The sequence below is a fragment of the Brevibacterium sp. LAARM2_SD2 genome (genome assembly GCF_057364785.1).
This window is the reverse complement of record NZ_JBNFOM010000007.1, coordinates 115,528-138,833: the sequence shown is the minus strand read 5'-3', so window position 1 is coordinate 138,833 and position 23,306 is coordinate 115,528. Positions and strand designations below refer to the sequence as shown.

22 protein-coding genes, 1 pseudogene and 1 riboswitch are annotated in these 23,306 nt (G+C 69.6%); of the genes and pseudogenes, 13 read left to right on the top strand and 10 right to left on the bottom strand.

The window, feature by feature from the left end; genetic code table 11:
• Positions 1-2 precede the first annotated feature (2 nt).
• Complete coding sequence (locus tag AC2W7K_RS06630) at positions 3-1,007, bottom strand: universal stress protein (protein WP_198500521.1); 1,005 nt, start codon at positions 1,005-1,007, stop codon at positions 3-5.
• Positions 1,008-1,172: 165 nt separating this feature from the next.
• Here AC2W7K_RS06630 and AC2W7K_RS06625 point away from each other — a divergent pair, with 165 nt between their 5' ends.
• The 3 genes from AC2W7K_RS06625 to purM are packed head-to-tail and all read left to right on the top strand — an operon-like array spanning position 1,173 to position 4,268.
• Complete coding sequence (locus tag AC2W7K_RS06625) at positions 1,173-1,637, top strand: hypothetical protein (protein ID WP_198500522.1); 465 nt, start codon at positions 1,173-1,175, stop codon at positions 1,635-1,637.
• Positions 1,638-1,681: 44 nt separating this feature from the next.
• Positions 1,682-3,163 (top strand): amidophosphoribosyltransferase, encoded by a 1,482-nt coding sequence (gene purF, locus AC2W7K_RS06620; protein WP_198500523.1) that lies wholly within the window; start codon positions 1,682-1,684, stop codon positions 3,161-3,163.
• Position 3,164: 1 nt separating this feature from the next.
• Complete coding sequence (purM, locus tag AC2W7K_RS06615) at positions 3,165-4,268, top strand: phosphoribosylformylglycinamidine cyclo-ligase (protein ID WP_198500524.1); 1,104 nt, start codon at positions 3,165-3,167, stop codon at positions 4,266-4,268.
• 56 nt (positions 4,269-4,324) lie between these two features.
• Here purM and AC2W7K_RS06610 read toward each other — a convergent pair whose 3' ends face one another.
• On the bottom strand, positions 4,325-4,594 hold the full coding sequence (locus tag AC2W7K_RS06610) for a DUF3073 domain-containing protein (RefSeq protein ID WP_486005908.1): 270 nt from the start codon (positions 4,592-4,594) through the stop codon (positions 4,325-4,327).
• Positions 4,595-4,698: 104 nt separating this feature from the next.
• On the opposite strand from AC2W7K_RS06610, the gene AC2W7K_RS06605 reads away from it, so the two are divergent.
• The 3 genes from AC2W7K_RS06605 (at position 4,699) to AC2W7K_RS06595 (ending at position 7,212) form a co-directional block, all read left to right on the top strand.
• The gene (locus AC2W7K_RS06605; protein WP_198500525.1) at positions 4,699-5,514 is read left to right on the top strand and encodes a DUF8083 family protein; all 816 of its coding nucleotides are present in this window, start codon (positions 4,699-4,701) and stop codon (positions 5,512-5,514) included.
• 214 nt (positions 5,515-5,728) lie between these two features.
• Positions 5,729-6,304 (top strand): hypothetical protein, encoded by a 576-nt coding sequence (locus tag AC2W7K_RS06600; protein WP_344251451.1) that lies wholly within the window; start codon positions 5,729-5,731, stop codon positions 6,302-6,304.
• A gap of 2 nt (positions 6,305-6,306) precedes the next feature.
• Positions 6,307-7,212 (top strand): hypothetical protein, encoded by a 906-nt coding sequence (locus AC2W7K_RS06595; RefSeq protein WP_198500527.1) that lies wholly within the window; start codon positions 6,307-6,309, stop codon positions 7,210-7,212.
• Here the strand turns inward: AC2W7K_RS06595 and AC2W7K_RS06590 are convergent.
• The gene (locus AC2W7K_RS06590) at positions 7,133-8,068 is read right to left on the bottom strand and encodes a LysR family transcriptional regulator (RefSeq protein WP_232623833.1); all 936 of its coding nucleotides are present in this window, start codon (positions 8,066-8,068) and stop codon (positions 7,133-7,135) included. The genes AC2W7K_RS06595 and AC2W7K_RS06590 overlap by 80 nt on opposite strands.
• A 71-nt stretch (positions 8,069-8,139) precedes the next feature.
• Between AC2W7K_RS06590 and AC2W7K_RS06585 the strand changes: the two genes are divergently transcribed.
• Together AC2W7K_RS06585 and AC2W7K_RS06580 are read left to right on the top strand one after the other, a co-directional pair.
• A complete protein-coding gene (locus AC2W7K_RS06585) occupies positions 8,140-9,174 on the top strand; it encodes an EamA family transporter (RefSeq protein ID WP_198500528.1) in 1,035 nt (344 codons plus the stop codon).
• 258 nt (positions 9,175-9,432) lie between these two features.
• Positions 9,433-10,554 carry a hypothetical protein gene (locus AC2W7K_RS06580; protein WP_486005907.1) on the top strand — a complete coding sequence of 374 codons (1,122 nt, stop codon included), beginning with the start codon at positions 9,433-9,435 and terminating at the stop codon, positions 10,552-10,554.
• On the opposite strand, the gene AC2W7K_RS06575 is transcribed toward AC2W7K_RS06580, so the two are convergent.
• The 4 genes from AC2W7K_RS06575 to AC2W7K_RS06560 form a co-directional block, all read right to left on the bottom strand.
• Positions 10,538-10,723 carry a DUF418 domain-containing protein gene (locus AC2W7K_RS06575; RefSeq protein ID WP_486005906.1) on the bottom strand — a complete coding sequence of 62 codons (186 nt, stop codon included), beginning with the start codon at positions 10,721-10,723 and terminating at the stop codon, positions 10,538-10,540. The genes AC2W7K_RS06580 and AC2W7K_RS06575 overlap by 17 nt on opposite strands.
• Positions 10,720-11,643, bottom strand: coding sequence for a DUF418 domain-containing protein (locus AC2W7K_RS06570; RefSeq protein ID WP_486005905.1), 924 nt, complete (start codon positions 11,641-11,643; stop codon positions 10,720-10,722). The genes AC2W7K_RS06575 and AC2W7K_RS06570 overlap by 4 nt, the downstream gene beginning before the upstream one ends.
• A gap of 273 nt (positions 11,644-11,916) precedes the next feature.
• Positions 11,917-13,407, bottom strand: a complete 1,491-nt coding sequence (locus tag AC2W7K_RS06565) for a phytoene desaturase family protein (protein WP_198500530.1) — start codon at positions 13,405-13,407, stop codon at positions 11,917-11,919.
• Between the two features lie 38 nt (positions 13,408-13,445).
• Positions 13,446-14,621, bottom strand: coding sequence for a PH domain-containing protein (locus AC2W7K_RS06560; protein WP_198500531.1), 1,176 nt, complete (start codon positions 14,619-14,621; stop codon positions 13,446-13,448).
• A gap of 53 nt (positions 14,622-14,674) precedes the next feature.
• Here AC2W7K_RS06560 and AC2W7K_RS06555 point away from each other — a divergent pair, with 53 nt between their 5' ends.
• Positions 14,675-16,378 carry a dihydroxyacetone kinase subunit DhaK gene (locus AC2W7K_RS06555; protein WP_198500532.1) on the top strand — a complete coding sequence of 568 codons (1,704 nt, stop codon included), beginning with the start codon at positions 14,675-14,677 and terminating at the stop codon, positions 16,376-16,378.
• Between the two features lie 207 nt (positions 16,379-16,585).
• Here the strand turns inward: AC2W7K_RS06555 and AC2W7K_RS06550 are convergent.
• Both AC2W7K_RS06550 and AC2W7K_RS06545 read right to left on the bottom strand, forming a co-directional pair.
• Positions 16,586-17,089: pseudogene (locus AC2W7K_RS06550) on the bottom strand (TenA family protein); the annotation flags it as partial.
• A riboswitch (TPP riboswitch) is annotated at positions 17,086-17,190 on the bottom strand. Its footprint overlaps the pseudogene before it by 4 nt.
• 7 nt (positions 17,191-17,197) lie before the next feature.
• Complete coding sequence (locus AC2W7K_RS06545) at positions 17,198-18,208, bottom strand: ATP-grasp domain-containing protein (protein ID WP_198500534.1); 1,011 nt, start codon at positions 18,206-18,208, stop codon at positions 17,198-17,200.
• 112 nt (positions 18,209-18,320) lie between these two features.
• On the opposite strand from AC2W7K_RS06545, the gene AC2W7K_RS06540 reads away from it, so the two are divergent.
• Positions 18,321-18,683, top strand: coding sequence for a VOC family protein (locus AC2W7K_RS06540; RefSeq protein ID WP_198500535.1), 363 nt, complete (start codon positions 18,321-18,323; stop codon positions 18,681-18,683).
• Positions 18,684-18,686: 3 nt separating this feature from the next.
• Here AC2W7K_RS06540 and AC2W7K_RS06535 read toward each other — a convergent pair whose 3' ends face one another.
• Positions 18,687-19,631 carry an alpha/beta fold hydrolase gene (locus AC2W7K_RS06535; protein WP_198500536.1) on the bottom strand — a complete coding sequence of 315 codons (945 nt, stop codon included), beginning with the start codon at positions 19,629-19,631 and terminating at the stop codon, positions 18,687-18,689.
• An 86-nt stretch (positions 19,632-19,717) separates the two neighbouring features.
• On the opposite strand from AC2W7K_RS06535, the gene AC2W7K_RS06530 reads away from it, so the two are divergent.
• From AC2W7K_RS06530 to AC2W7K_RS06520, 3 genes are all read left to right on the top strand, one after another.
• Entirely contained in the window at positions 19,718-20,272 is a 555-nt protein-coding gene (locus AC2W7K_RS06530) for a HutD family protein (RefSeq protein ID WP_198500537.1), read from the top strand.
• 298 nt (positions 20,273-20,570) lie between these two features.
• Entirely contained in the window at positions 20,571-21,923 is a 1,353-nt protein-coding gene (locus AC2W7K_RS06525) for a hypothetical protein (RefSeq protein WP_486005904.1), read from the top strand.
• 209 nt (positions 21,924-22,132) lie between these two features.
• Positions 22,133-23,302, top strand: coding sequence for a Cmx/CmrA family chloramphenicol efflux MFS transporter (locus tag AC2W7K_RS06520; RefSeq protein ID WP_198500539.1), 1,170 nt, complete (start codon positions 22,133-22,135; stop codon positions 23,300-23,302).
• The last annotated feature ends 4 nt before the right edge of the window (positions 23,303-23,306 follow it).

Below are 23,306 nucleotides of genomic sequence, written 5' to 3'. Positions count from 1 at the left end.
CCTCAGCCCTGGGCGGCCTTCGCGTGCTTGTCCGCCTTCGCCCGCCGTCCCACCCGGACGACCCGGGTCGGGCAGAGCGAATGGGCGAGCACGCCCTGCGAGGTCGACCCGAGGAGGGTCGCGACGAAGCCGCCGCGCCCCCGGGAGCCGATGATCATCTGGTCGGCGGTCTGCGACGCGGACACGAGCACCTCGGTGGCCGGGGCGTCGAAGACCGACCAGCGGATGTCGAGGTCGGGGAACTCGTCGCGCAGGGTCGCCACGGCGAGTTCGTCGGCCGCGGCCGCCTCGTCGTAGAGCTTCGTCAGGTGCTCTTCGCTCGGCAGCCATTCGGGGGAGAGGATGTGCGCGGCGGTGACGCCGACGATGTGGAGCGGCTTGCCGTAGAGCTGCGCCTGCACCGCGGCCTCCCGCAGCACCGGGCTGTCGGTGTCGAACGGGTCGACGCCGGCGACGATCTGACCGGTGAAGTCGGGGCGCTCCTTGGAGTCCTGCGAGGCATCGACCCGGGGACCGTCCTGCGAGGTGCGCACGGGCTGGTCGATCGGCTGGTGCTCATCGGCGGCGGGACGGTCGGGCCACGTGCTCGGGATGACGACGGTGGGGCTGTGGGCGTGGGCGGGCATCGCGAGCGCGACCGAGCCGAGCAGCCGACCGGAGAACCCGCCGTGTCCGCGGGCGCCGACGACGGCGAGATCGGCCGTCGACGAGCTGTCGATGAGGACTCCCGAGGCGTCACCGACGGCGACGATCGTCGTCACGGGCACACCCGCCTGCCGGGCCACCTCGGCAGCGGACTCGCAGAGCTGCCTGGTCGAGTCCTTGACGGAGTTGTCGAAGTCGGCCGGGTAGACGATGTCAGCGCGGCTCATGTTCATGCCGGGCACGGTGTAGGCGGCGACGAGGCGCAGCTGCGCGCCGGTGAGCTTGGCATGGTCGATCGCCCAGTCGAGGGCGCAGCGGCTGTTGGCGGAACCGTCGATTCCGACGATGATCGTGTGTGACATGTCCACCCCTGTGTGTGAGAGCCCATCCGTGTCCTCCTGCCAGTCTATGGGAAGAGGCGGTCGCTGTGGGATTGTCTGGGAGCGGGCCGGCGGGGCCTCGTCTAGACTGGAGTCGATCGAAACCGCCGGTTCCCCCGGCGCCACTGACCTTGCCCCAAGGAGATCATGAAGGACCAGATCGACGTCTCGGTGCGTCGCAGCCCCAAGTTCGCGGCATTCATGGCCGTCGGTGCGATCGCCGGCGTCCTCCTCGCGGGACTGCTCACCCTGGTCATCGACCCCAGCGAGGTCCCCGCCGAGTACACAGTGGCCAAGGGCGCGGGTCTGCTCCTCGTCGTCCTCGGCGTCGGCGGTCTCTTCGTCGGCGGCCTCGTCGCCCTCATCCTCGACTGGAGAGGGCGCAAGCGGGCCCGCGAGTACCGGGTCGAGGCGCAGATCGACCTCGTCGACGACCCCAAGGTCATCGCCCAGCGGCGGATCGCTGAGATGCGGGGTGAGGAGATCCCCGCCGAAACGGCCGCTGAGACCCCCGCCGAACCGTCATCCGCGACCTCCACCGAACCTCCTGCCGACGACCGGCGCACCACCGGTGACCAGGGCGGCTCCACTCGCCCGACGACCGGGGCCTGAGGCGGCGGTCAGCCCCTCCGCGCGCGTGTGAGACAATTCTTTCCGTGGCAAGAGGAGACGGGCAGCTGACCCACGAAATCGACCCCCTGGACCGCGGACCGCAGGATGCCTGTGGGGTATTCGGAGTCTGGGCTCCGGGCGAGGAGATCGCCAAACTCACCTACTTCGGGCTCTACGCCCTCCAGCACCGCGGGCAGGAGTCCGCGGGCATCGCCGCGAGCAACGGCAGCCAGATCCTCGTCTACCGGGACATGGGGCTCGTCTCGCAGGTGTTCCACGAACGCGACCTCGAACTCCTCCAGGGCCACATCGCCGTCGGCCACACCCGCTACTCGACGACGGGATCGCCGTCGTTCGAGAACGCGCAGCCGACGCTCGGCCCCACCCCGTTCGGCACCGTCGCGCTCGCCCACAACGGCAACCTGACGAACTTCGACGAACTCGAGCAGCTCGCCGACTCCCGCCGCGACCACGCGAACAAGGTCGTCGCCGAAGCGACGAAGAAGCGCAGCCGCACCCGCGCCTTCCGCGACTCCTCGAACGACACCTCACTCGTCACAGAGCTCTTCGCGACCGAGCAGGGCGAGGACCTCACCGACGCCGCGCTCAAGCTGCTCTGCGAAGTCGACGGGGCGTTCTCGCTCGTCTTCATGGATGAGAATACGCTCTACGCCGCCCGCGACCCGCAGGGTGTCCGCCCCCTGTCGCTGGGCCGACTGTCCAACGGCTGGGTCGTCGCCTCGGAGACCGCGGCCCTCGACATCGTCGGCGCCTCGCATGTGCGCGACGTCGAGCCCGGCGAGCTCATCGCCATCGACGAGGACGGGCTGCGCTCGTTCCGCTTCGCCGAGGCGAAGCCGGCCCGCTGCGTCTTCGAATACGTCTACCTCGCCCGGCCCGACAGCGTCCTCGACGGGCAGATCGTCCACGGCGCCCGGACGGAGATGGGGCGCAAGCTCGCCCAGGAGTTCCCCGTCGACGCCGACCTCGTCATCGCCACCCCGGAATCGGGCACGCCCGCGGCCGTCGGCTACGCCGAGGAATCGGGCATCCCGTTCGGCCAGGGCCTGATGAAGAACGCGTACGTCGGTCGGACGTTCATCCAGCCCTCGCAGACGCTGCGGGAGCTCGGCATCCGCCTCAAACTCAACCCGATCCGCGAGAACATCGAGGGCAAGCGCCTCGTCGTCGTCGACGACTCGATCGTGCGCGGCAACACGCAGCGCGCGCTCGTGCGGATGCTCCGGGAGGCCGGTGCCAAGGAGATCCACATCCGCATCTCCTCCCCGCCCGTGAAATGGCCGTGCTACTACGGCATCGACTTCGCCACCCGGGCCGAACTCATCGCCAACGGCCTGAGCACCGAGGAGATCTGCACCTCGCTCGGCGCGGACTCGCTCGGCTACATCTCGCTCGACGGGATGATCGAGGCGACGAAGCAGGAGCGCAGCCAGCTGTGCACCGCGTGCTTCTCCGGCGAGTACCCGATTCCCGTCAACACCACCCCCGCCGACAAAGGATGCTGAGTTGAGCCCAGACGAGACCGACACCGCGAAGACGACGACCTATGCCGCCGCCGGCGTCGATGTCGAGGCCGGCGACAGGGCCGTCGAGCTCATGAAGTCAGCGGTCGCCGCGACCCACAACGCCAACGTCATCGGCGGGGTCGGCGGCTTCGCGGGACTCTTCGACGTCTCCGTGCTCAAGGACTACGAGCGTCCGCTGCTCGCCTCGTCGACCGACGGCGTGGGCACGAAGGTCGCGATCGCCCAGGCGCTCGACAAGCACGACACGATCGGCTTCGACCTCGTCGGCATGGTCGTCGACGACATCATCGTGTGCGGGGCGAAGCCGCTCTTCATGACCGACTACATCGCATGCGGCAAGGTCGTGGCCGAGCGCATCGCCGACATCGTCCGCGGCATCGCCGAGGCGTGCGCGCAGGCCGATGTCGCCCTCGTCGGCGGTGAGACCGCCGAGCACCCGGGCCTCCTCGGCGTCGACGAATACGATGTCGCTGGTGCCGCCACGGGCGTCGTCGACGCCGACAAGCTGCTCGGACCCGACAAGGTCGAGGCCGGTGACGTCCTCATCGCACTGCCGTCCTCCGGCATCCACTCCAACGGGTACTCCCTCGTCAGGCACATCATCGCCGAGGCGGGCTGGGACCTGGACCGGGAGGTCCCGGAGTTCTCGCGCAGCCTCGGCGAGGAGCTCCTCGTTCCCACGCACGTCTACACGGGCGAACTCAACGCCCTCTTCACGGCGCTGCCGGGTGCCGTCCACGCCGTCTCCCACGTCACCGGCGGAGGCCTGTCGGCGAACATCGCCCGGGTGCTGCCGCCCGGTCTCGTCGCGACGATGTCGCGGGACTCGTGGGAGATCCCTGCGGTCTTCACCGTCCTCGGCGACCTCGGCGGGGTGCCGCGCGCGGACCGCGAGCGGACGTGGAACCTCGGCGTCGGCATGGTGCTCGTCACCGCTGCTGATCGCGTCGACGAGGTGCTCGCGGCGAGCCCGGGATCGTGGATCCTCGGTGAGGTGCGCTCCGACGACGGTTCGCTGTCCGGGGAGCTCGACTACGTCCAGGGCGCCAAGGGCGTCGACGGCGGAGCCGCGATCCTCCGCTGAGACAGCAGAGTCCAGACAGATGAGGAGGGGCGGAGACTTCACGTCTCCGCCCCTCCTCATGCGTCGTGGGTCAGCTCAGGAGCGGCGCTCCGTGTACTCGTCTCGCCGTCTTCGTCGTCGACGTTGTACTTGTCCGCGTACTCCGAGTAATCGGGTTCGTCGTCATAGGCGTCGGTTGAGGAGGACTCATGGGAGTCCGTGCCAAGTTCCTGTTGGAGACGATTGAGATCAGTGTCGGGGCTGTAGTACTTGAGCTTCCGAGCTACCTTGATCTGCTTTGCCTTTGCGCGGCCGCGACCCACTGGCGTGACCCCCTCCGTCGTCATGTGGGGCAGCTCGCCCCAGACTAGATCTCTGCTATGCGCTTAAATCCTACCTGTTCGCGGTGGGAAGTTCCATTTCGGGAAGCGACCTTGGATAGGCTGAACCCATGTCCTACAGTCGCGAATATCTCGTCTCCCTGCGGATCTTCGAACCCACGGTGGTTCATTCCGAATTGCAAGACAGGCAGGTCGAGGACAACCGTGCGCGCATCGAAGCGCAGGTAGCGGCGGACGCGGATCAGCGCCTGATCTCGCTTCCCCCGAACCCGGTGGCCGAGTCGTTCCGCAACACCCCGATCTTCCTCCCGGCGTCTCAGACCCCGGACGGCGTGGACCGCTTCAGCCCCACTCAGGAGGACATCCGCGGCTGGGAGGCGCTCGAGTCGCTGACCGAGCACACGTCGAAGGCGACGCTCGACATCATCGCGCCGAAGTCCGCCCGGCGGCGGGCGGCCGGGCACCGCGCCGAGTGGCTCCAGGACACGAAGGACACCCGCATCTTCACCCGGGTCTCGGCCTGGGATGTGCCCCCGGCATGGTGGCTCTTCTTCTCCCTCGGGGAGGACCAGGTCATCACCGAGGACACCGAGGCCGGAATGCGGGTGCTCATCCGCACCGACATCCTCGCCGCCTCGGCGCGCATGGAGTGGGCCGCGGAGACCATCGCGGAGAAGTCGAAGGTCGTCGACATGGTCGAGCAGACCGGGGTGCTCGCGCAGTGGATCGACAGCTTCGACATGAACTCGATCCTCGAACTCGACCTCGGCGGGATGAGCGAGGTGCTGTGGCCGAACGAGGGTCCGGAGCTCGTCGACTCGTGGGTGACGGCGCTGAGCAACGACGACATCGAGTCCGCGACCGCCGCGTTCCAGAAGTACGCCGCGGCGTGGGAGCAGCTCAACCTCTACGCGCGCGGTTCGTGAGCGGTGGCCCGCAGCGCCCGGAGGGGTGCTGAGAATGCGGGACTCCGGCCACAGGTGCACCGCTTGCTGAGCGTCGGTGCTGGTGCGAAACGCTACGATTGTCTCCGAGATCGCCGAGGTGTCCGCCCCGGCATCGTCTGAGCAGACCGTCCGCGCACCCAGAGTGCCGGACCGGGCGACCGACCGCGGCACGAGAGGATGAGCCCCGCAGCACATGGACGAGAAGAAGCGCCGACTCCTCACGAACACCCCGCCAGGCAACGCGAATGAACCGGGCAGCGCACCCGAGCCCGCTGACGCATCAGAGCCCGCTGACGCACCTGGGCCCGCGACCGCCTCGGCGAGGGCACCGCTGTCGCGGATCGGGACGGGCTGGCGGATCGCGGTGACCGCGGTCGCCCTCGTCATCCTCACGGCGGGGCAGTTCCTCAACACGAACGACTTCTTCCCGCTCGGCTCCCTCACCCAGTACGCGACGGCGAAGGACCTCAACGGCGAGGTCAACTCGACGTGCATCGCGGCGCGGTTCCCCGGCGAGGACGAACCGACGCGGCTCGCGTTCAACACGGCCACCGTCGGCATCGAGCGCGGTGACGTCGAATCCCAGCTGCAGCGGGTCATCGACAACCCCGAGCTGCTCCAGACGCTCGCCGACTCCTACATCCGGCTCCATCCCGGTCAGCCCGAGCCCGAGGAGATGATCCTCTGCCGTGACACGACGCAGCTCGACAACGGCCGCAGCGTCGGCGACCCTGTGACCCGGACCCTCGCGACGTGGGAGGTGCAGTGACCATGGCCTCCTCGACCACGACTCCGCCGACCGCCGGGACTCTGTCGCCGACCCTGCCCGACCACCGCAATCCCTTCCTCCGCTGGTTCATGCCGCAGGTGCCGCTGGCGCGGGTCGCGGTGTTCCGCTTCATCATCTACGTCTTCATCATCATCGACGTCCTCACGATCTCCGGTGACGTCATCCCGCACGGGTGGACGCCCGAGCTCTACCAGCCGCTGTGGCTGGCTCGGGTGCTCGGCATCCCACCGGTGAGCGTCCTCGGCGCGCAGATCCTGCTCGCCCTCATCATCACCTTCTGCGTGCTCGCCGCGATCGGGATCCTCCAGCGCACGAGCGGGATCATCGTCGCGATCACCTTCGGGGCGTGGATGTTCTACACGCAGGGCTACGGGTACGTCGCCCACGACCACATGGCGCTCGTCATCGCCGCCGTCGTCCTCCCCACGGTCGGCGTCGCCCGCTTCCGGGAGGTGGGGACCACCTCGGCGAAGGCGGGCTGGGCGCTGCGCGTCGTCCAGATCTCCGTCGTCCTCACGTACTTCTACTCGGTGCTGATGAAGTGGATCGCCTCCGGCGACATCACGGACTGGGCCAACGGCGCGGTGATCATCTGGGCGCTGATGCGCCGCGGGGCGGAATGGTCGAAGCCGTTCCTCGAGATGCCCGGCCTCCTCATCGCCGCCCAGTGGGCAACGCTCGTCTTCGAGTTCCTCTCGCCGATCGCGCTGTTCGTCAAGGGCAAGGCGATCTACTTCATCGTCGCCTTCTTCTGCCTCTTCCACCTCATGACGTACTTCGCGCTCGGGATCCACTTCCTCCCGACCGTCATCTGCTGGGCGGCGTTCCTGCCGTTGGAGAAGCTCGTCCCTCGTCGCTTCGCGTCAGCGCCTCGAGCACGCGCCTGACCGCGACGCGTTCGGCCGTGTCCGGGCGCATGACGGCGACGACCCAGCGCATCGTCGTCACTCCCGACAGCGGGACGAGGGTGAGCCCGGCGTCCCGCGGTGTCGTGAATCGGGGGAGGAGGGCGAGCTGATCGCTCGAGGCGACGATCGCCTCGATGAGCCGGTTGTCGCGGATGCGCTGGACGACGTCGAGGTCGCGACCGGTGACGTGGGCGAGGGAGAGCAGCACCGAGTTGAACGGGTATCCGTGCGGCACCCCGACCCACGGACAGTCGACGACATCGTCGGGGGTGAGCTCGGCTCTCGCGGCGAGCGGGTGGGCCGTGGCCATCGCGACGTCGATCGGTTCCCGCGCCAGCGGCACGACGGTGAGTCCGTCCGTGCCTGCCGGTCGGTCGGAGACGAGGCTGTGGGCGATGACGATGTCGACATCGCTGGTCAGGGCCGCGAACTCGTGTTCGGCGAGGTCGACGTCGGAGGTTCGCAGCCGCAGTCCCGGATGCGTCCGGTGCAGTTCGCGCAGGGCGTCGGGCAGGAGGTAGGTGAGTGCGCTCGGGAGCCCGGCGAGGGTGATCTTCCCGATGGGCTCGCCGAGGTGGCCCTCCCAGTCCGCCTGCACGCGCGCGAGCGTGCGGGCGAGGTCCCGGCCGCCCGCGGCGAGCAGCCGCCCCGCCGGGGTGAGGGCGAGTCCGCGTCCGGCAGGTTCGACGAGGGCGCGCCCGAGTTCCCGGGTCGCCTGCCGCAGCTGCTGGGAGACCGCCGAGGGGGTGCGGTGCGTGACGCGCGCGACCTCGGTGACGCTGCCGCGCTCATCGAGGAGGCGGAGGAGCTCGAGGTGCCGCGGATCGATGACCATGAAGCAATGCTACAAGGACACTTCAGATCTTTGCGATTGTGCTAATGAGTGGGCCGCTCAAGAATGGAGTCATGACTGCCAGACACTGCCTCCTCGCCGCCTCGGTGGCCGTGATGTGGGGACTCAACTTCCTCGCGATCGACCTCTCCCTCGACCAGTTCCCGCCGTTCTTCCTCGTCGCGCTGCGCTTCTCCCTCCTCGCGATCCCCGCACTCCTCTTCGTCCCCATGCCGCGGGTGCGGTTCCGGTGGATCCTCGGCTACGGGCTCGGCTTCGGCATCCTCCAGTTCGCGTTTCTCTACTGGGCGATGGCCGCCGGCATGCCCGCCGGACTCGCCTCCCTCGTCCTTCAGGCCTCGGGGCCGTTCACCGTCCTCCTCGGGATGACGGTGCTGCGGGAGCGGGTGCGCGCCTCGCAGATGGCGTTCCTCCTGCTCGCCATGGCCGGGCTCGGTGTCGTCGGGTGGCAGCGGCTCGACTCGAGCGCGAGCTTCCTGCCGTTCCTCCTCACGCTCGCCGGCGCCTTCGGCTGGGCGATCGGCAACATCTGCAACCGGCAGGCGCATTCGGTCGAACCCGTGAAGTTCACGATGTGGATGTCGGTCGTCCCGCCCGTGCCCATGCTCCTCCTCGCCCTGCTCGTCGAAGGCCCCGACCGGATCGGGACATCCCTGACGACGCTGGCGACGCCGACCGGTCTGCTCGGCATCGCCGGGCTCGTCTACACCGTCGTCATCGCCACGGTCATCGGGTCGGGCGTGTGGTCGTGGCTGCTCTCGCGCAACCCCGCCGGCGTCGTCGCCCCGTTCTCGATGCTCGTGCCCATCGTCGGCATGAGCGCGGCATGGTTCGCCTTCGGGGAGACCGTGACCATCGGCGAGCTCTGCGGGGCAGCACTCGTCATCATCGGCGTCCTCGGTGCCGGTCTGCGGGCAGGTGCCGGACTGCGCGCAGGCGTCGGGCCGCGCGCGGCTGCAGGGGCGATCGCCGAGGCGGTGCCCGATCCCGTGCCCATCGTGCCGGAGGCTGCCGATGCCGAGGCTGGGGTCGGGTCGGAGAGCGAGTCGGACGAGGACGTCCCCGCAGGGACGTCTGGCACCCGGTGAGCCTGCCGAGGCGCGATTCGATCACGGTTCTTCTCGCTCCGGTCGTGCGCAGGTCCAGGCCGTCTAGGGTGAGACCATGCCTGACGACCACCACGCTCCGGGTGCCCAATCGCCCGCCTCGTTCCACCTCGGTGGGCCGCTGACGGTCGATGACCTGCTCGCGTCCCCGCGGGACGGTCACTCGTGCTCAATCTCGTCACCAGTGGCGAGAGCCCGGACTCGGACCAGACGGTTCCGTTCGCTGTTGTCAGCGAAGCGATGCACCGTGCCGTCTGCGTGCTCGACAGGCAGCGAGGGATCGACTCGGCCGTCTACGGCGGCGATGACGGTGAGACCCATCTTCGCAACGTGCAGCCGACCGAGGTCGCGCAAGCACTGCGAAGCCTCGATCCGGTCCCACCGACTCAGACCGACCTCGAACACGCAATGGTCGCGGTCATCGCTGGAGCGATGTACTGGCAGCCGCCGCATTCCGATGCGGTCCTTGCCGAGGATCCGGAGATGGTCGATGCTCTGGGTCCGTGGGCCGAAGCCGTTGTCGACAGCGGACTCCTCGAGACATGGTCGCGTGGTCCCCATGTCGACGACCAGTGGGAGCTGACGTGGGACGACCCGCCCAACCGTGACGCGACGAGGCGGGTGCTCGGTGCGGATCCGACCGATCTCCTCAGTCCTCTCGGCGGTGTGGAGCCGTCGCTGCCGACCGATGAGGCGGCGACGAGTCTGGCTCAGTGGCGTGCAGAAGTGATGGCCGAAGAGGAGTCGTCTCGCCGCGCCTACCGTCTCAGCCCCTTCGACGTCGGCGCGGGGGAGTGGTGGTCGACCCCTGCGGTTGAGCTCTGGTCGACGACCGGGACGTGGCCGAGCGGAGAGCCCATCGGTCTTGGCCTGGTCGAGGACGATTTCGGACTCGAACGAGCGAGAGCGCGACGGGTGCGTCTGCGGGACACCTCCCGCGTGTTCACCGTCAGCGGTCCGGAGCAGTGGGCTGCGCTCTGCCGGAGGTTTCCGCTCGATCTCACCGCGCAGCGGCGAGAGGTGTGGTTCGAAGCCACCGGACGCAAGGGTCGCTGGGTCATCCCCGACTGGTCACGTGTGGCTGAGCAGTTCGACGGCGTCCATGTCAGCCTGGCCGGGTACGTGCGCACCGCCGGTGTCGTCATCGATGTGAGCGACGACAGCATCGTGGATGGACGAGGTGATGCGCCCTTCCGCGGCAACACCGACTGCAACACGGCGAGTCTCATGGCCGGATGGAACCCCGACACGACGTACTGGCTCACCGACGCGATCAGCGGCATCACCGAGGTCGTCGATTGGTCGTTCGACGACGATGCGTACGCGTGGGTGGCTCACCCCGGCCTCACCGTCCGTAGGTGAGCCGGCGGAGCACCACCTCGGCGGGGCCTTTGGCGTTCTTCCTCTCCAACCACGTCGCGAGGCCGAGCGAGACGAGCCAGACGCCGATGGCGAGGAGGAACGCCGGGGTCGTGTTCCACGTTCCGCCGAGGCCGAAGCCCCATGCGGTGAGCAGTGGGGCGAAGATCACGACTGGAGGAGGTAGAAGCTCAGCGAGCGTTTGCCGAGGTAGGCCACAGGCAGCAGAAGCCTCGGCGGACGGTTCTGGACGCGCAGCCCGATGAGGCCGAACAGAGCCGCGTACCCGATGCCGGCGCAGGCGCCGGTGAGGGAGCTGAGCCCGCTGAAGAGCTGGACGAACGCCGCGTCCTCCGGCACCCAGCCGAGGTATGCAAGAGCCCGGGGCAGCGCCCCGAGGACACCGACGGGAACGCCGATCGCGGCGACGAGGCCGAGACGGGGACGGCGGGCCGCCTCGGCGTTGGGTGCCGTTCCCGACTCCGCCGGTCGCGGTTCGATCCACCAGTGCCGGGCGGCGAGTCCGCCGAGGATGATGGTGATCGGCACGGTGAGCGCGAGCATGCTGAGCACGGTCGCCATCACCCAGACGAGGAGGCGGATGCCGGCGGCCAGCAGGTAGTTCGGTTCGTCCGCACCCTGGGTGAGCAGGCTGCCGAGGATCGTGTTCGCGGCGACGACGTCCTCCCCGTCGGACCCGGCGGCCACCTCGGTGTCGGTCCCGCCGCCCAAGGCCAGCGCCAGTGCGACGAACCCGATCTGGACGAGGACGAAGAGGACGAGGACGCCGGTGAGCACCCACGCGGTGATGGTGAGGATGCGGTCGCGCGCGTTGACGATGAGGTAGCCGAGGGCGAGCCCGCACAGGCCGTACGCGCCGAGGATGTCGCCGCCGAAGAGGAGCGCGGCGTGGACGAAGCCGAAGATGACGAGCCAGAGGTGGCGGCGCAGGAGCATCCGCGTGATCGACTGGGGGCTGTCGCCGGCGGCGGTGCGGTTGCGGGCGAACTGGACGATGCCGTAGCCGAAGAGGAACGCGAACATCGGGTAGATGCTGCCGTCGACGAAGAGGATCGTGAGCACGGACAGCACGACGTCGAGGGCGGAGTCGCTCGGCGGATGGCCGGTCAGGGAGTCGGCGCTCGACGTGCCCTACAGGTAGGCCGAGACGTTGGCGATCCCGATGAGGCAGAGCATGAAGCCGCGGGCGAGGTCGGGAGCGAACGCGCGCCGAGGCGGTCCCGCGGTGGGTGGGGGAGCGGATTGGGGGTGCGGCTGAGGGTGTGGCTGGGGGTGAGGCTGGGGCGGATGGCTCATGCGGTGCCTAACGTGCGGGGAGGGGCAGAGTCAGAGTCGCTGGAGCGGTTACCGGCTCACGGTCTCCGGGGCGAGGCTCGGGGTCTCGTCGATGCCGAAGCGGTGCTTGAGCGCGCGCTGGGCGGCGAACCAGCCGTTCATGCCGTGGACGCCGGGGGCCGGTGGGGTCGCCGCGGAGCAGAGGTAGGCGCCGGGCACCCCGAGGCTGTAGTTGTCCCAGTTCGTCCGCGGGCGGGCGAGCATGCGGTAGAAGGTGATGATGCCGGTGGCGATGTCCCCGCCCTGGTAGTTCTGGTTGTGTCCGGCCATCTCCGAGGCGGGCACCGACCGGTAGTCGACGATCGTGTCGCGGAATCCGGGGGCGAAGCGCTCGAGCTGCCTGATGATGTAGTCGGCGGGGTCGATCGGGCAGTCGAAGGGGACGTGGCAGTACGTCCACAGCGGCCGCAGACCGTTCACCTCGCGGGAGGGGTCGAAGACCGTCGGGTCGGAGACGAGGCAGACGGGGTGGTCGGGCATGCGCCCGGCGACGACGTCGCCCTCGGCCTCGGCCATCTGCGCCCGTGTGCCGCCGAGGTGGACGGTGCCGGCGCGGGCGACGTTCGGGTCGGCCCAGGGGACGGGACCATTGAGCACGAAGTCGACCTTCGCCGCGGCGTTGCCGTGTTTGAAGGCCCGCAGGGCGCGGTCGACGTGGGCGGGCAGGAGGCCGGAGAAGATCTGGGCGGCATTCAGCGCCGAGGTGTCGAGGATGTAGGCGCGGGCCGCGGGCATATCGGAGACGTGGCTGATCCGGGCGTCGGCGGTGACCCTGCCGCCGTGGGCTTCGAGGTCGGCGACGAGTTCATCGGTGATCGCCTGCGACCCGCCGATCGGGGACGGCCAGCCGCCGGCGTGGGCGATCGTCGCGAGCATCGTCGCCGTGGCCGCGGTGCCCATGCCCGGCAGGGGGCCGATCGCGTGGGAGCCGACACCGGTGAAGAGCGCCTGCGTGGTCTCGTGGGAGAGCGGGATGTTCCACGCGGGGCTCGCCTGCGAGAGCAGACGCATCCCGAACTTCACGATGTTCGCGATCCCGTCGACGTCGCGCAGGGTCGGGGGGATCGAGCGCTTGTCGCCGAGGGAGAGCCAGATCGTGTCGTCGACGCGGTCGAGGAGGGGACGGAAGAACCGATCCCATTCCGGGCCGGCCTCGCCGAGGTGGTCGACCGTCGTCGCAAGATCGTGGAAGGCCAGCGCGGCGGGCTGACCGTCGAGCGGTTGGGCGTAGGAGATCTCCGGGGTGGTGAACTCCAGGCCGCGGGCGCGCAGGTCGAAGTCGACGAAGAAGGGGCTGGCGATCGCGAGCGGGTGGACGGCCGAGCAGATGTCGTTCGTGATGCCCGGGGCGAGCCCGAGGTCGAGGGTGCGCGCTCCGCCGCCGATCGTCGGCTGGGCTTCGAAGACCTCGACGGACAGCCCTGCCCTGGCCATCGTCACGGCGGCGGCCAAACCGTTGGGACCCGATCCGACGACAGCGACATCCAGCTCAGTGCTCATGGGTTCAGTCTCTCATGCGCCAGAACGTCGCTTGTGCCTCAGAACTCGCCGAGGCCGTTCTGGAGGAGGTCGCGCAATGCGGAGCGGGCGAGGCCGAGCTCTTCGAAGCCGTCGTACTCGACATCACCGATGGCGACCGCATCCGGTGTCGTCACCCAGTCGCAGAGGACGGTGCTCGACCCGAGTCGATCGGTGCCGAAGAGGAGGAGACTCGCGACGATCGGGGTCTCACCGGCGGGCAGGGCCCGCGTCGCGAGCGTGGCGATCCGCGGATCGAGCGGACGCGTCGGTGAGTCGTCGGGGACGAGGGAGCTCAGTTCGGGCAGCGTCTCCCGCGTCAGCCGCGCGGGGTCGTCGTCATCGTCGAAACTGTCGAGGAGGCCCGCCTCGACTTCGAACACCATCCGCGCCAGGGCACCCGCGAGCACGTTCTCATCGAGCAGCGGCGTGCGCCGGGTGTATCGCTGGATTCCGCCATCCGAGCCGGTGGTGAGGATGAGCGACCAGACGGCGCTGACGTCGACGTCATCCGGCAGAGGCAGGAACACCCAGCCGGCGAAGAGCTCACCGAACGTCGTCACGCCCGGGAGGGAGTCGTCGGGGGCATCCGGGGTCGTCACAGACGGGCCGGCGCTGCCCTCGTCTTCGTCCGATTCCTCGTCATCGTCGTCGAAGGGACTGAACGAGAGCGTCTCGGCGAACCGCGCCTGAGCCACACGGAGCAGCCCCTCGACGAGCTCGCTGCTGACATCCTCGGTGAGGAGTTCGACGTTGCCGGATTCGAACGGGTCGTCATCGCAGATGAGGGCGACGTAGCGGCCGGTGGCCTCATGCCCGGGCGGCAGCGGGAAGACCGTGAGCTGGGACAGTGCCGCCGAGGCCTCTTCGACGAGGACATCGCCGCTGAGCTGGGACAACGTCCTGTCCTGCGCTTCTCCATCCTCCGCGCTGTCATCATCGATCGGCACCTCGTCATCGACCCACGCGTTCGCGGCTTCGGTTTCGACGAGGAAGCCCGAGATCTGCGAGAGGATCGTCGCGTACGACGCCCCGTCGGAGGTGCGCTCGATCCACCCGGTCTCCCCGTCCGCGTTCTCCGTTTCGAAGTACCCCCACACGGTGGTGGGGAAGAACCGCGGCGGGACGGTCTCGATGATCTCGGGGCAGAACAGCCCGAACGGAATGCGTCCGGACTCGGCAGGGGAATCGTTCATCGGTCAATAGTGCCACGTGGTGCCCGGCATCACCGGACGTTAGGCTGGCCGTCATGAACGCGTTCTTCGTCTCGTCCACCCCGATCCCCTCAGCGCTGCGCGGGTTCGCCCGGGCCCACAGCGATCTCGTCGCGCTCACCGAGGATCCCCTGTTCGTGAGTTCGACAGCGCAGTCCCCGACGCGGACCGTCGGCCTCGTCTCCGGCGGCGGCTCCGGTCACGAACCGATGCACGTCGGCTTCGTCGGCCCGGGCATGCTCGACGCCGCCGTCCCCGGTGAGGTCTTCGCCTCACCGCACAACGCGCAGATCTTCGCGGCGTCGCAGGCGGTGGCCGGCCCCGACGGCGTCCTCCACATCGTCAAGAACTACACGGGCGACGTCATCAACTTCGGCATCGCCGCCGAACGTCTCCGCGCCGCCGGCATCCCCGTGGCGACCGTGCTCGTCGACGACGACATCGCCACCGACAGCGACGACACCGAGACCGGCCGCCGCGGCACCGGGGCGACCGTCATCGTCGAGAAGATCCTCGGCGCTGCCGCCGACGCCGGGTGGGGTCTCGACGAGCTTGCCGACCTCGGCGCCGAGGTGGTCGCCCGGTCCCGGAGCCTCGCCGTGGCCGCTCGCGCCCAGACCGATGCCCACACCGGTCGGCCCGCGTTCGACCTTCCCGAGGGCACCCTCGAATACGGCGTCGGCATCCACGGTGAGCGCGCAGCGACCTCGATTCCGCACGACGGCTTCGAGGCTCTCATCGACCGGATGTGCCGTGAGCTCCTCGCCGCGGTTCCCGGCACCCCGGCCGACGACGAGCTCCTCGTCCTCGTCAACGGACTCGGCGCGACGACCCAGATCGAACTCTTCAATGTCCACGACGCCCTCGGTGCCGCCCTCGAGACCGCAGGCGAGTCGATCGCCGCGTCCCTTGTCGGCAGCTATGTCACCGCGCTCGACATGACCGGGTTCTCCCTCACCGTCACCCGCCTGCAGCCGTCCTGGCTCGACTGGTGGAACGCCGCCTCCCGCACCGCGGCGTTCCCCACCCGCGGCGGTGAGTCCGCGCACGCCGAGGCGGTGCCGACGGCAGCGGCGACGCGGAGTGCGCAGGAGCCGACGTCGACCGCCGACTCTCTGCGGCAGCGGACGGCAGCCGGTGGGGACACGGATCTCGAGACCGCGGTGCTCCGCCGGTTCGCCGAACTCGTCGAGGAGCAGCACGCCCATCTGACGGAACTCGATCAGGTGGGCGGTGACGGGGACTTCGGGGACAACCTCCGCGGTGGACTGCGCCACGCCACTCGACTCGTCGACTCCTCCGAGGCCGCGGGATTCGCCGCAGCCGAAGCGGCGTTCCTCGGCGGCGTCGGCGGCACGAGCGGACCGCTCCTCGGCCTGCTCTTCCACGAGCTCAGCGCCGGTTACGCCGAACTCGACGCCGACACCCACCGCGAGACCGCGTCTGACCTCTGGAAGCGGGCGACGGCGGCCGGATGCGCGGCGATCCAGCGCGTCGGCGGCGCTGAGACCGGGGATCGGACCGTCGTCGACGTCCTCCATCCCACCGCCTCGGCGTTCGGGAAGGGATTCGCCTCAGCGGCGCAGACCGCCGCCGAGGCGGCACAGGCGACGGCCGACATGCAGGCGAGGCGGGGTCGGGCGAGCTACGTCGACGGCCGCGGAGCCGGCACACCCGACGCCGGAGCCGTGGGCATCTCGCTCCTCTTCTCCGCTGCCGCCGAAGTCTACGAGAAGTAGCCCTAGCCGGTACGAGAAGCAGCCTGGCCCGGCAGCGCGGTCACCGGTACGCCTCGTCGAAGAACGCGCGTTCGAGCCCGACGGCCCGCTGCCACAGATCGGCCAGGCGCTGCCGGGCGGCAGCCGATGCCGCATCGTCCCCGCGCGGTACACCCGTTCGAGTTCGTCGACGAGGAACTGCACCCAGCCGGTGAAGGCCTCCCCGCGGTGGAGGTCGATCCACCCGGTGTGGAGGTCGCGGCTCGGCATGGCCCGATCCTGCTCGCCCCACTCGAGGTAGAGCCATTCGGCGATGACGAGGACGACGAGGACGTCGGGGTACGACGCCGCGGCGACCGCCTCGCGCATGACGTCGCGGAACCCCGCGGTCACCTCGGTGAGCTGGGGATCGGTGTAGTCCGCGGGCTCCACCCCCACCTCGGCGAAGGCGCGGAGGAAGTACGAATCCTCATCGGCGGCGAGGAACCCGAGCTGCTGGGCGAACCGGAGCTTCGCGGTGATGGTGTCGGCGTGGGCGACGCTGGCGCCGAGCATCGAGAGGAAGTCATCGAAGAACTGGTAGTCCTGGACGAGGTACTTCGCCATCACCGCGTCGTCGACGGTGCCCGCGAAGAGCTCGGAGACGAACCGGTGATGGGTCGCCGCGGTCCACTCCGCCTCGGCGCTCGCCCGCAGCTCGGGCACGGCTCCGCCGGTCGCGACTGTGATCATGATGAGCCTCCATCTTCCTCCGCCGGTGTCACCCGGATCAGGTTCTAAGGGTCTGCGTGCGCACTCTCAGCGCCGGTCGCGGCGCTCCCCTGTGGTGGTTCGAGACTATCAGCCGACCGGTGCCGCCACAGCTGCGTCATGATGGGCGGCCTCGAGCTTCGCGCCGAGCACCTCGGCCAGCCGGACGGCGGCAGGCTGACGGCCGGCCGCACGCTCGCCGGCCTCGACCTCGGCGTTGTAGTTCGTGTTCGTGTTGATGTCGTAGACGACCTGGCGACCGTCGGCGGTGTCGATGAATTCGACCCCGGCGAAGTCGATGCCGAGTTCGGTGAGCAGCGCTTCGAGCCGACCGATGAGCGGGGTGTCCGCGGTGATCTCGTCGCGCCGGGTGAACTGACTGTCGCCGAGGCTGCCGGCCGTCCCGGGAACGGCGCAGGCATCGGCGGGGCAGAGTTCGAAGGAGCCGGCGGAGACGTCGACGGCGACGGCGTAGTGGAAGCGGCCGCCGATGAACTCGGCGCGCGTGATGAACGGCGCGGCCGGCTGCAGGTACTCCTGGACGAGGGTGATGCCGTCGATCGGCTCGGTGGACCCGTCGGGGGCGAAGTCGGCCACGGCGGCCTCGAGCTCGGCGTGCGAGTCGAAGCGGCGCACGCCCAGTCCCTTGCCGCCCTGGTTGTGCTTCGTGATGAACGGGGGCGCGAACCCGGCAGCCACCTCGGCGATCGCCGCTGATCCGAAGGCCGCCGAGGTGGCCGGCACGTCGATCCCGTGCGCGGCGAGCACGCGGTGCTGGCGGATCTTGCTGACCTCGAGCTCGAGGACCTGCGAGCCGTTGACGACGGTGCGGCCTGCGGCCTCGAGCCACGCGAGGACCGCGCGTCCGTACTCCTTGACGTGGGGGTCCGTGCGGGTGTGCGACGATGCCGAGAGTCGGGACCAGAAGACGCCCTCGGGCGGGGCGGCGGCGAGGTCGATCGCGGCACCGGGCAGCAGCCACTCGACGAGCTCGACGCCGAGGTCGGCGAAGGCGTCAGCGAACGGCGGGATCCACTCGGGATTGTCGTGGATGACGTAGACCGCGGGACCGTCCGCGACCGGCAGGGTGTGCGTGCTCATCGAAGTCCTCTCATGCGCCGTGGCTCTGGCAGGTGCGCTGTTATTGCTCAACAATTCTATCGAGTCGGTGATTCCCTGGGTCGTGTCCGCCCTGCGGCGTAGACTCAGGACCATGGCTATCGCAAAGCAGCCCGTGGTCGTTCTCGATGCTCCGGATGCTGGTGAGCTCGCCCAGTTCTACGGCGAACTCCTCGACTGGCAGGTCCGCGTCGACGACGACGGCACATGGGCCGAGATCACGTCCGATTCCTGGCCGCCCATCTGCTTCCAGCAGGTCGAGGACTACCACGCCCCGAGCTGGCCGAGCCAGGAGCACCCGCAGCAGATGCACATCGACGTCATGGTCGATGACCTCGATGCCGCCGAGGCGGAGGTCATCGGGCTCGGCGCCGGGAAGGCCGCCGTCCAGCCGGGGGAGACATTCCGCGTCTTCCTCGACCCGGCCGGTCACCCGTTCTGTCTCTGCGTCAACTGAGACTCAGCGCGACAGCACGTCGTCGACGGCGTCGATGACGGCATCGGGACGCTCATGGGTGACGAGATGCCCGGCGTCCTCGAGGACGACGAGCCTGCCCTGCGGCATCGCGTCGACGATCGTCGCCGCCGCCGCGTTCTGGCGCGAGCGCATCCGCCGCTCGAGCAGTCCCCGCTGCCGACCGCCCTGGAGGACGACGCCGGGCACGTCCGGTCCGCCGTCGCGTTCGAGCATCCGCATGAGCGCGATCGACGAGGTGACATGCCGTTCCTCGCGCAGCGCCATGCGCATCGCCCGCTGGGTGAGCGAGTCGCGCCAGAACAGGGCGAGATCCGCCTCGGTGATCAGCGGTGATGCCCCGTCGGGCAGGAGCGTTCGGGTGAAGCGATCGCCCTGGCCGGCCCGGATGAGCAGCGACCCGAGCCGCATCGAACCGGCGTTGAGGGCCGCGACCGCAGGGGAGAGGATCGCCGAGGCGGTCGCATCGACGAGCACCATCCCGGCGACCCGCTCGGGGTTGAGGTGCGCGAAGAGTCTGACGATCGGTCCGCCCCAGCTGTGGCCGACGAGGACGACCGGCGTGTTCCCGGCGACCTGGTCGACCACCTCGGCGAGGTCGTCGACGATCCGCTCGAGACTGCGCGGACTCCGGTCGTCAGCGCTGCCGCCGATGTTCGCGCGGTCGTAGGACACGGTCCGGGTGCGGGTGGCGACCTCCCGTTGGATGTGCGTCCAGGCAGCCGCCGAGGCACCCATGCCCGCTTCGAAGACGATGCACGGACCAGGCGCCTCACCTGCGGTGACGGTGCGGATGCGGCGGCCGTCGGCGAGCGTGACGATCTCCTCGGTGAGGCCGTCACCGGGATCGAGGTGCGGCGGGCGAGACGAGCCTGAAGTGTCAGATGAATCTGACTTGTCAGACGAGTCAGGGCGGGGCGGAACGGTCATCGCTGCTTCCTTGCCGGAGGTCCGTGTGCTCCCAGGCTAGCCCCTCACCCGCGCTGACGACGGCGGGCGCACCTACGATGGATGCCATGGAGATCATCGCGTCGTTCGCCGACATCGTCCCTGTTCCCTGGGCCAACGGCGCGGGCGAGACGACCGAGCTCGTCTCCCTCGACGCCTCCACGGCGCTCACCCCCGACCGGCGTTCGTGGCGGCTGAGCATCGCCCGCCTCGAGCGGACCGGTCCGTTCTCCTCCCTGCCCGGACTCGACCGGACGTTCCTTCCCACCGACGCCGAGGTGGTCCTCGACATCGCCGGCACCGCGCACCGGGCCGGCCCCGGATCACCGCTGCGCTTCTCCGGGTCCGATGCCGTCGCGCTCACCGACCTCGCGGCCCCGACCTTCGCCGTCAACCTCATGGTCGTCACCGACGAGGCGACGCTGCCGCCGCTGACGATGATGCTCGAGCCCACGACGATCCTCGACCCCACCGGGACGGCAGAGCCCGGCGAGTCCGCTCGGCCGCGGTTCGCACTCGCCCTCACCGACGGCCCGCACTGGCGCCGCTTCGATCTCCTCCGCCTCGGCGACGACGATGCCATGGGGCCGGGGGACCGCCTCGGCGGGATCGGATTCGCCTGACGGGTGACAAGGTTCCTGGACAAACCATGTCAGTCGCCTGTTCCGCCCGTCACACGACCGCGCATCGGTCCAGGTCATGGGGGACGGGCCAGGCGTCGGCGTCCAGACGGCTCTCAGTTTCGGGGGACCCCGGTCAGCGTCTCCGGACCTCGGCGGAGAATACTGGGGAGAGTCACACAGTCTTGGAGGTACGTTGGCGCCGCAGAACAGAGATCCGCATGACCCGAACGATCCCGCAACGGGATCGACTCCGCAGGAGAGCCGGCCGTCCCAGGCCCTGCCGATGGTCACGGAGGAGATGACGGCTGCCCATCAGCCTGTCCTGCCGCCCAACCCGATTCGTCGCGACGGTCCCGTCACCGAGAGCCGGCCGGCGCACACCGAGCCTGTTCACGCCCAGCAGACGGCCGCGCAGCCGACATCAGTCGCGCCCGCGGTCGCCGCGGAGACGACGACGCTCGACACCACCGACGGTGACGAGAGCACGGACGAGAAGAAGGAGAAGGGCGGCAACGGGATCTCCGCGACCCAGCTGCTCGCCGGCGCCGGTGCGGCCGCGACGTCGTCGATCGTCGGCGGCCAGCTCGGTGTGGCCGGAACCGTCATCGGGGCGGGCATCGCGAGCATCGTCACCGCGCTCGCTGTGAGCATCTACAGCAAGAGCATCGAGAAGGGCAAGGAAGCCGTCAAGGAGGTCGGGTCGAAGCTCGCCCCTGCCGTAAAGAAGGGCGCGACCCTCCCGCTCGTCGGCCCCGGTGCCGGCGCCCCCGGCAGCACGAACCCTGACGCCCCCGGCAGCGACCAGACTGCCGTGTACGGCACGGTTCCCGGCAGCACATCCTTAGGCAGCACAGCACCCGGCAGTGCAGATCCGGACGCCACGGCGGTTTACGGTGCCGTCGACGGCGATCCGTCGCGCACCGATTCGGCGTTCGGCAACCTCGACGAGACGGAGGCGAACGCCGAGGCGGCCGCGGGCACAGATGCCGACGACGAGCCGAAGTCGTGGCTGCAGAAGCTCAAGCGCAAGCGCGTCCTCTACCCGGTGGCCATCGGCGTCGCCGCGTTCGGCATCGGCCTCGGCGGCGTCGTCATCGCCGAGAACCTCACGCAGGCCGACATCTCGCCGGGCACCTCGCAGATCTCGCGATCGGTGACCGGCGACTCCGGCAGCGGCGACGAGTCCGGATCGTCATCGAGCGACGGCGGCAGCGACGGCGGTTCGAACTCCGGGAGCTCGAGCGGGGAGAGCGGCAGAAACACCAGCAGCGACAGCAGCTCCTCGACGTCGGGGGAGAGCGATCAGAGCTCGACGTCCTCGTCGAACAGCGATCAGACCGGCACGGATCAGGGCACGAACTCGAGCAGCGACACGAGCGGCACGTCCTCGGACACCTCCGGGTCGAGCAGCTCGAGCTCGGACTCCTCGTCGACCTCGGACGGCTCGGGCAGCAGCACGAGCAGCGACTCGGGAACCTCCGGTTCGGGCAGCAGCGGCAGCGGCTCGGATTCCGGTGGCAGCGGCTCGAGCAGCGGATCCGGCTCGGGCGGCAACGGCTCGAGCGGATCGGGTGGTTCCGGCAGCGGCGGCTCCGGATCCGGCTCAGGCAGCAGCGGCTCCGGCGGCAGTGCCGCCGGCTCCCAGGGCTGACCCGCACCACACCCGGGACCCGCCTCGGGGCGTGATCCGCCCCGGGGCGTTGCTGTTCCCCCACGCCCCCATTAGCCTTGGACGCGTGAGCACACCAGAAGCATCCAGGACCGGGCTGTCGGCACGCCGATAGTCCGGAGATCCTCATCCCGGCACCGGCAGTGCCAGACGGTTCATCCCTGACGCTGCTGTGTCCGAAAGGCTGCTTCATGCCTGTGCTGCTCTATCTCCTTGCCCTCGCCGTGTTCGCGCAGGGCACCTCCGAATTCGTCCTCGTCGGTCTGCTCACCGACATCTCCCGTGATCTCGACGTCTCCCTCGCCGAGGCGGGGCTGCTGACCACCGCATTCGCCGTGGGCATGGTCGTCGGCGCCCCGGTGATGGCGGCGGCGAGCCGTCGGTTCTCGCCGCGGTTCGCGCTGACGGGTTTCCTCGTCGTCTTCGTCCTCGCTCATGTCGGCGGTGCGCTCACCGACTCGTTCCCCGTCCTCGTCGCCACCCGCAGTCTCGCCGCTGTCGCCAATGCGGGGTTCGTGGCGGTCACGCTCGCTCTCATCCCCCGACTCGTCGCCCCCGGGCGACAGGGTCGGGCGATCGGGGTCGTCCTCGCCGGGACGACGCTCGCGCTCATCGCCGGGGTGCCGGCGGGGGCGTTCCTCGCCGCCGGCTTCGGCTGGCGGTCGGCGCTGTGGGTGATCGCCGCCCTCTGCGTGCCCGCGCTCCTCGGCGTTCTCGCGGCCGCCCCGGGAGGGACCGCGCACGCGGCCGACCGGATTCCGCTGCGCGCCGAGCTCTTGTCGCTGCGCTCCCCGGACCTCCTCGTCGTCATCGCTGTCGCGGTGCTCGTCAACGCCGCGACGTTCGGGGCGTTCACGTATCTCGCGGCGGTCACCGAGGTCGCGCACGGTCTCACCGGTGCCGCCGTGCCCGTGCTCCTCGCGGTGTTCGGCACCGGCGCCTTTTGCGGGGTCAGCGTCGCCGGTCGGTTCGCCGATGCACGGTGGAGGCGGCTCCTCGGGGTGCTCGGGCCCGTCCTCGTGCTCACCTGGATCGGGCTCGCCCTCACGGTCACGGGGGCGGGGACGGACGGCCGCCTCGGCGCGGTCATGCTCTGGGTGCTCACCCCGCTGATCGGATTCCTCTCGTTCGCGATCGGCAGCACTCTCATTGCGCGCATCGTCGCCACTGCCGCCGGTGCCCCGACACTCGGCGGGTCGTTCGCGACGGTCGCGCTCAACCTCGGTGCGGCGGTCGGACCGGTCCTCGCCGGGCTCGCCCTGCAGCGGTTCGGTCTCATCGGGCCGTTCGGTGTCAGCGCCGTCTGCGCAGGTCTCGGCATGGTCGTCATCCTCCGGCGGCTGTCCCTTGTGCGGGAGTGAGGCG

Coding starts and splice junctions, on each gene's coding strand:
- AC2W7K_RS06630 (WP_198500521.1), bottom strand. CDS start 1,007: ATGTCACACACGATCATCGTCGGAATCGACGGTTCCGCCAACAGCCGC.
- AC2W7K_RS06625 (WP_198500522.1), top strand. CDS start 1,173: ATGAAGGACCAGATCGACGTCTCGGTGCGTCGCAGCCCCAAGTTCGCG.
- AC2W7K_RS06610 (WP_486005908.1), bottom strand. CDS start 4,594: ATGACGACGGAGGGGGTCACGCCAGTGGGTCGCGGCCGCGCAAAGGCA.
- AC2W7K_RS06605 (WP_198500525.1), top strand. CDS start 4,699: ATGTCCTACAGTCGCGAATATCTCGTCTCCCTGCGGATCTTCGAACCC.
- AC2W7K_RS06600 (WP_344251451.1), top strand. CDS start 5,729: ATGGACGAGAAGAAGCGCCGACTCCTCACGAACACCCCGCCAGGCAAC.
- AC2W7K_RS06595 (WP_198500527.1), top strand. CDS start 6,307: ATGGCCTCCTCGACCACGACTCCGCCGACCGCCGGGACTCTGTCGCCG.
- AC2W7K_RS06590 (WP_232623833.1), bottom strand. CDS start 8,068: ATGGTCATCGATCCGCGGCACCTCGAGCTCCTCCGCCTCCTCGATGAG.
- AC2W7K_RS06585 (WP_198500528.1), top strand. CDS start 8,140: ATGACTGCCAGACACTGCCTCCTCGCCGCCTCGGTGGCCGTGATGTGG.
- AC2W7K_RS06580 (WP_486005907.1), top strand. CDS start 9,433: ATGCACCGTGCCGTCTGCGTGCTCGACAGGCAGCGAGGGATCGACTCG.
- AC2W7K_RS06565 (WP_198500530.1), bottom strand. CDS start 13,407: ATGAGCACTGAGCTGGATGTCGCTGTCGTCGGATCGGGTCCCAACGGT.
- AC2W7K_RS06560 (WP_198500531.1), bottom strand. CDS start 14,621: ATGAACGATTCCCCTGCCGAGTCCGGACGCATTCCGTTCGGGCTGTTC.
- AC2W7K_RS06555 (WP_198500532.1), top strand. CDS start 14,675: ATGAACGCGTTCTTCGTCTCGTCCACCCCGATCCCCTCAGCGCTGCGC.
- AC2W7K_RS06545 (WP_198500534.1), bottom strand. CDS start 18,208: ATGAGCACGCACACCCTGCCGGTCGCGGACGGTCCCGCGGTCTACGTC.
- AC2W7K_RS06540 (WP_198500535.1), top strand. CDS start 18,321: ATGGCTATCGCAAAGCAGCCCGTGGTCGTTCTCGATGCTCCGGATGCT.
- AC2W7K_RS06535 (WP_198500536.1), bottom strand. CDS start 19,631: ATGACCGTTCCGCCCCGCCCTGACTCGTCTGACAAGTCAGATTCATCT.
- AC2W7K_RS06530 (WP_198500537.1), top strand. CDS start 19,718: ATGGAGATCATCGCGTCGTTCGCCGACATCGTCCCTGTTCCCTGGGCC.
- AC2W7K_RS06525 (WP_486005904.1), top strand. CDS start 20,571: ATGACGGCTGCCCATCAGCCTGTCCTGCCGCCCAACCCGATTCGTCGC.
- AC2W7K_RS06520 (WP_198500539.1), top strand. CDS start 22,133: ATGCCTGTGCTGCTCTATCTCCTTGCCCTCGCCGTGTTCGCGCAGGGC.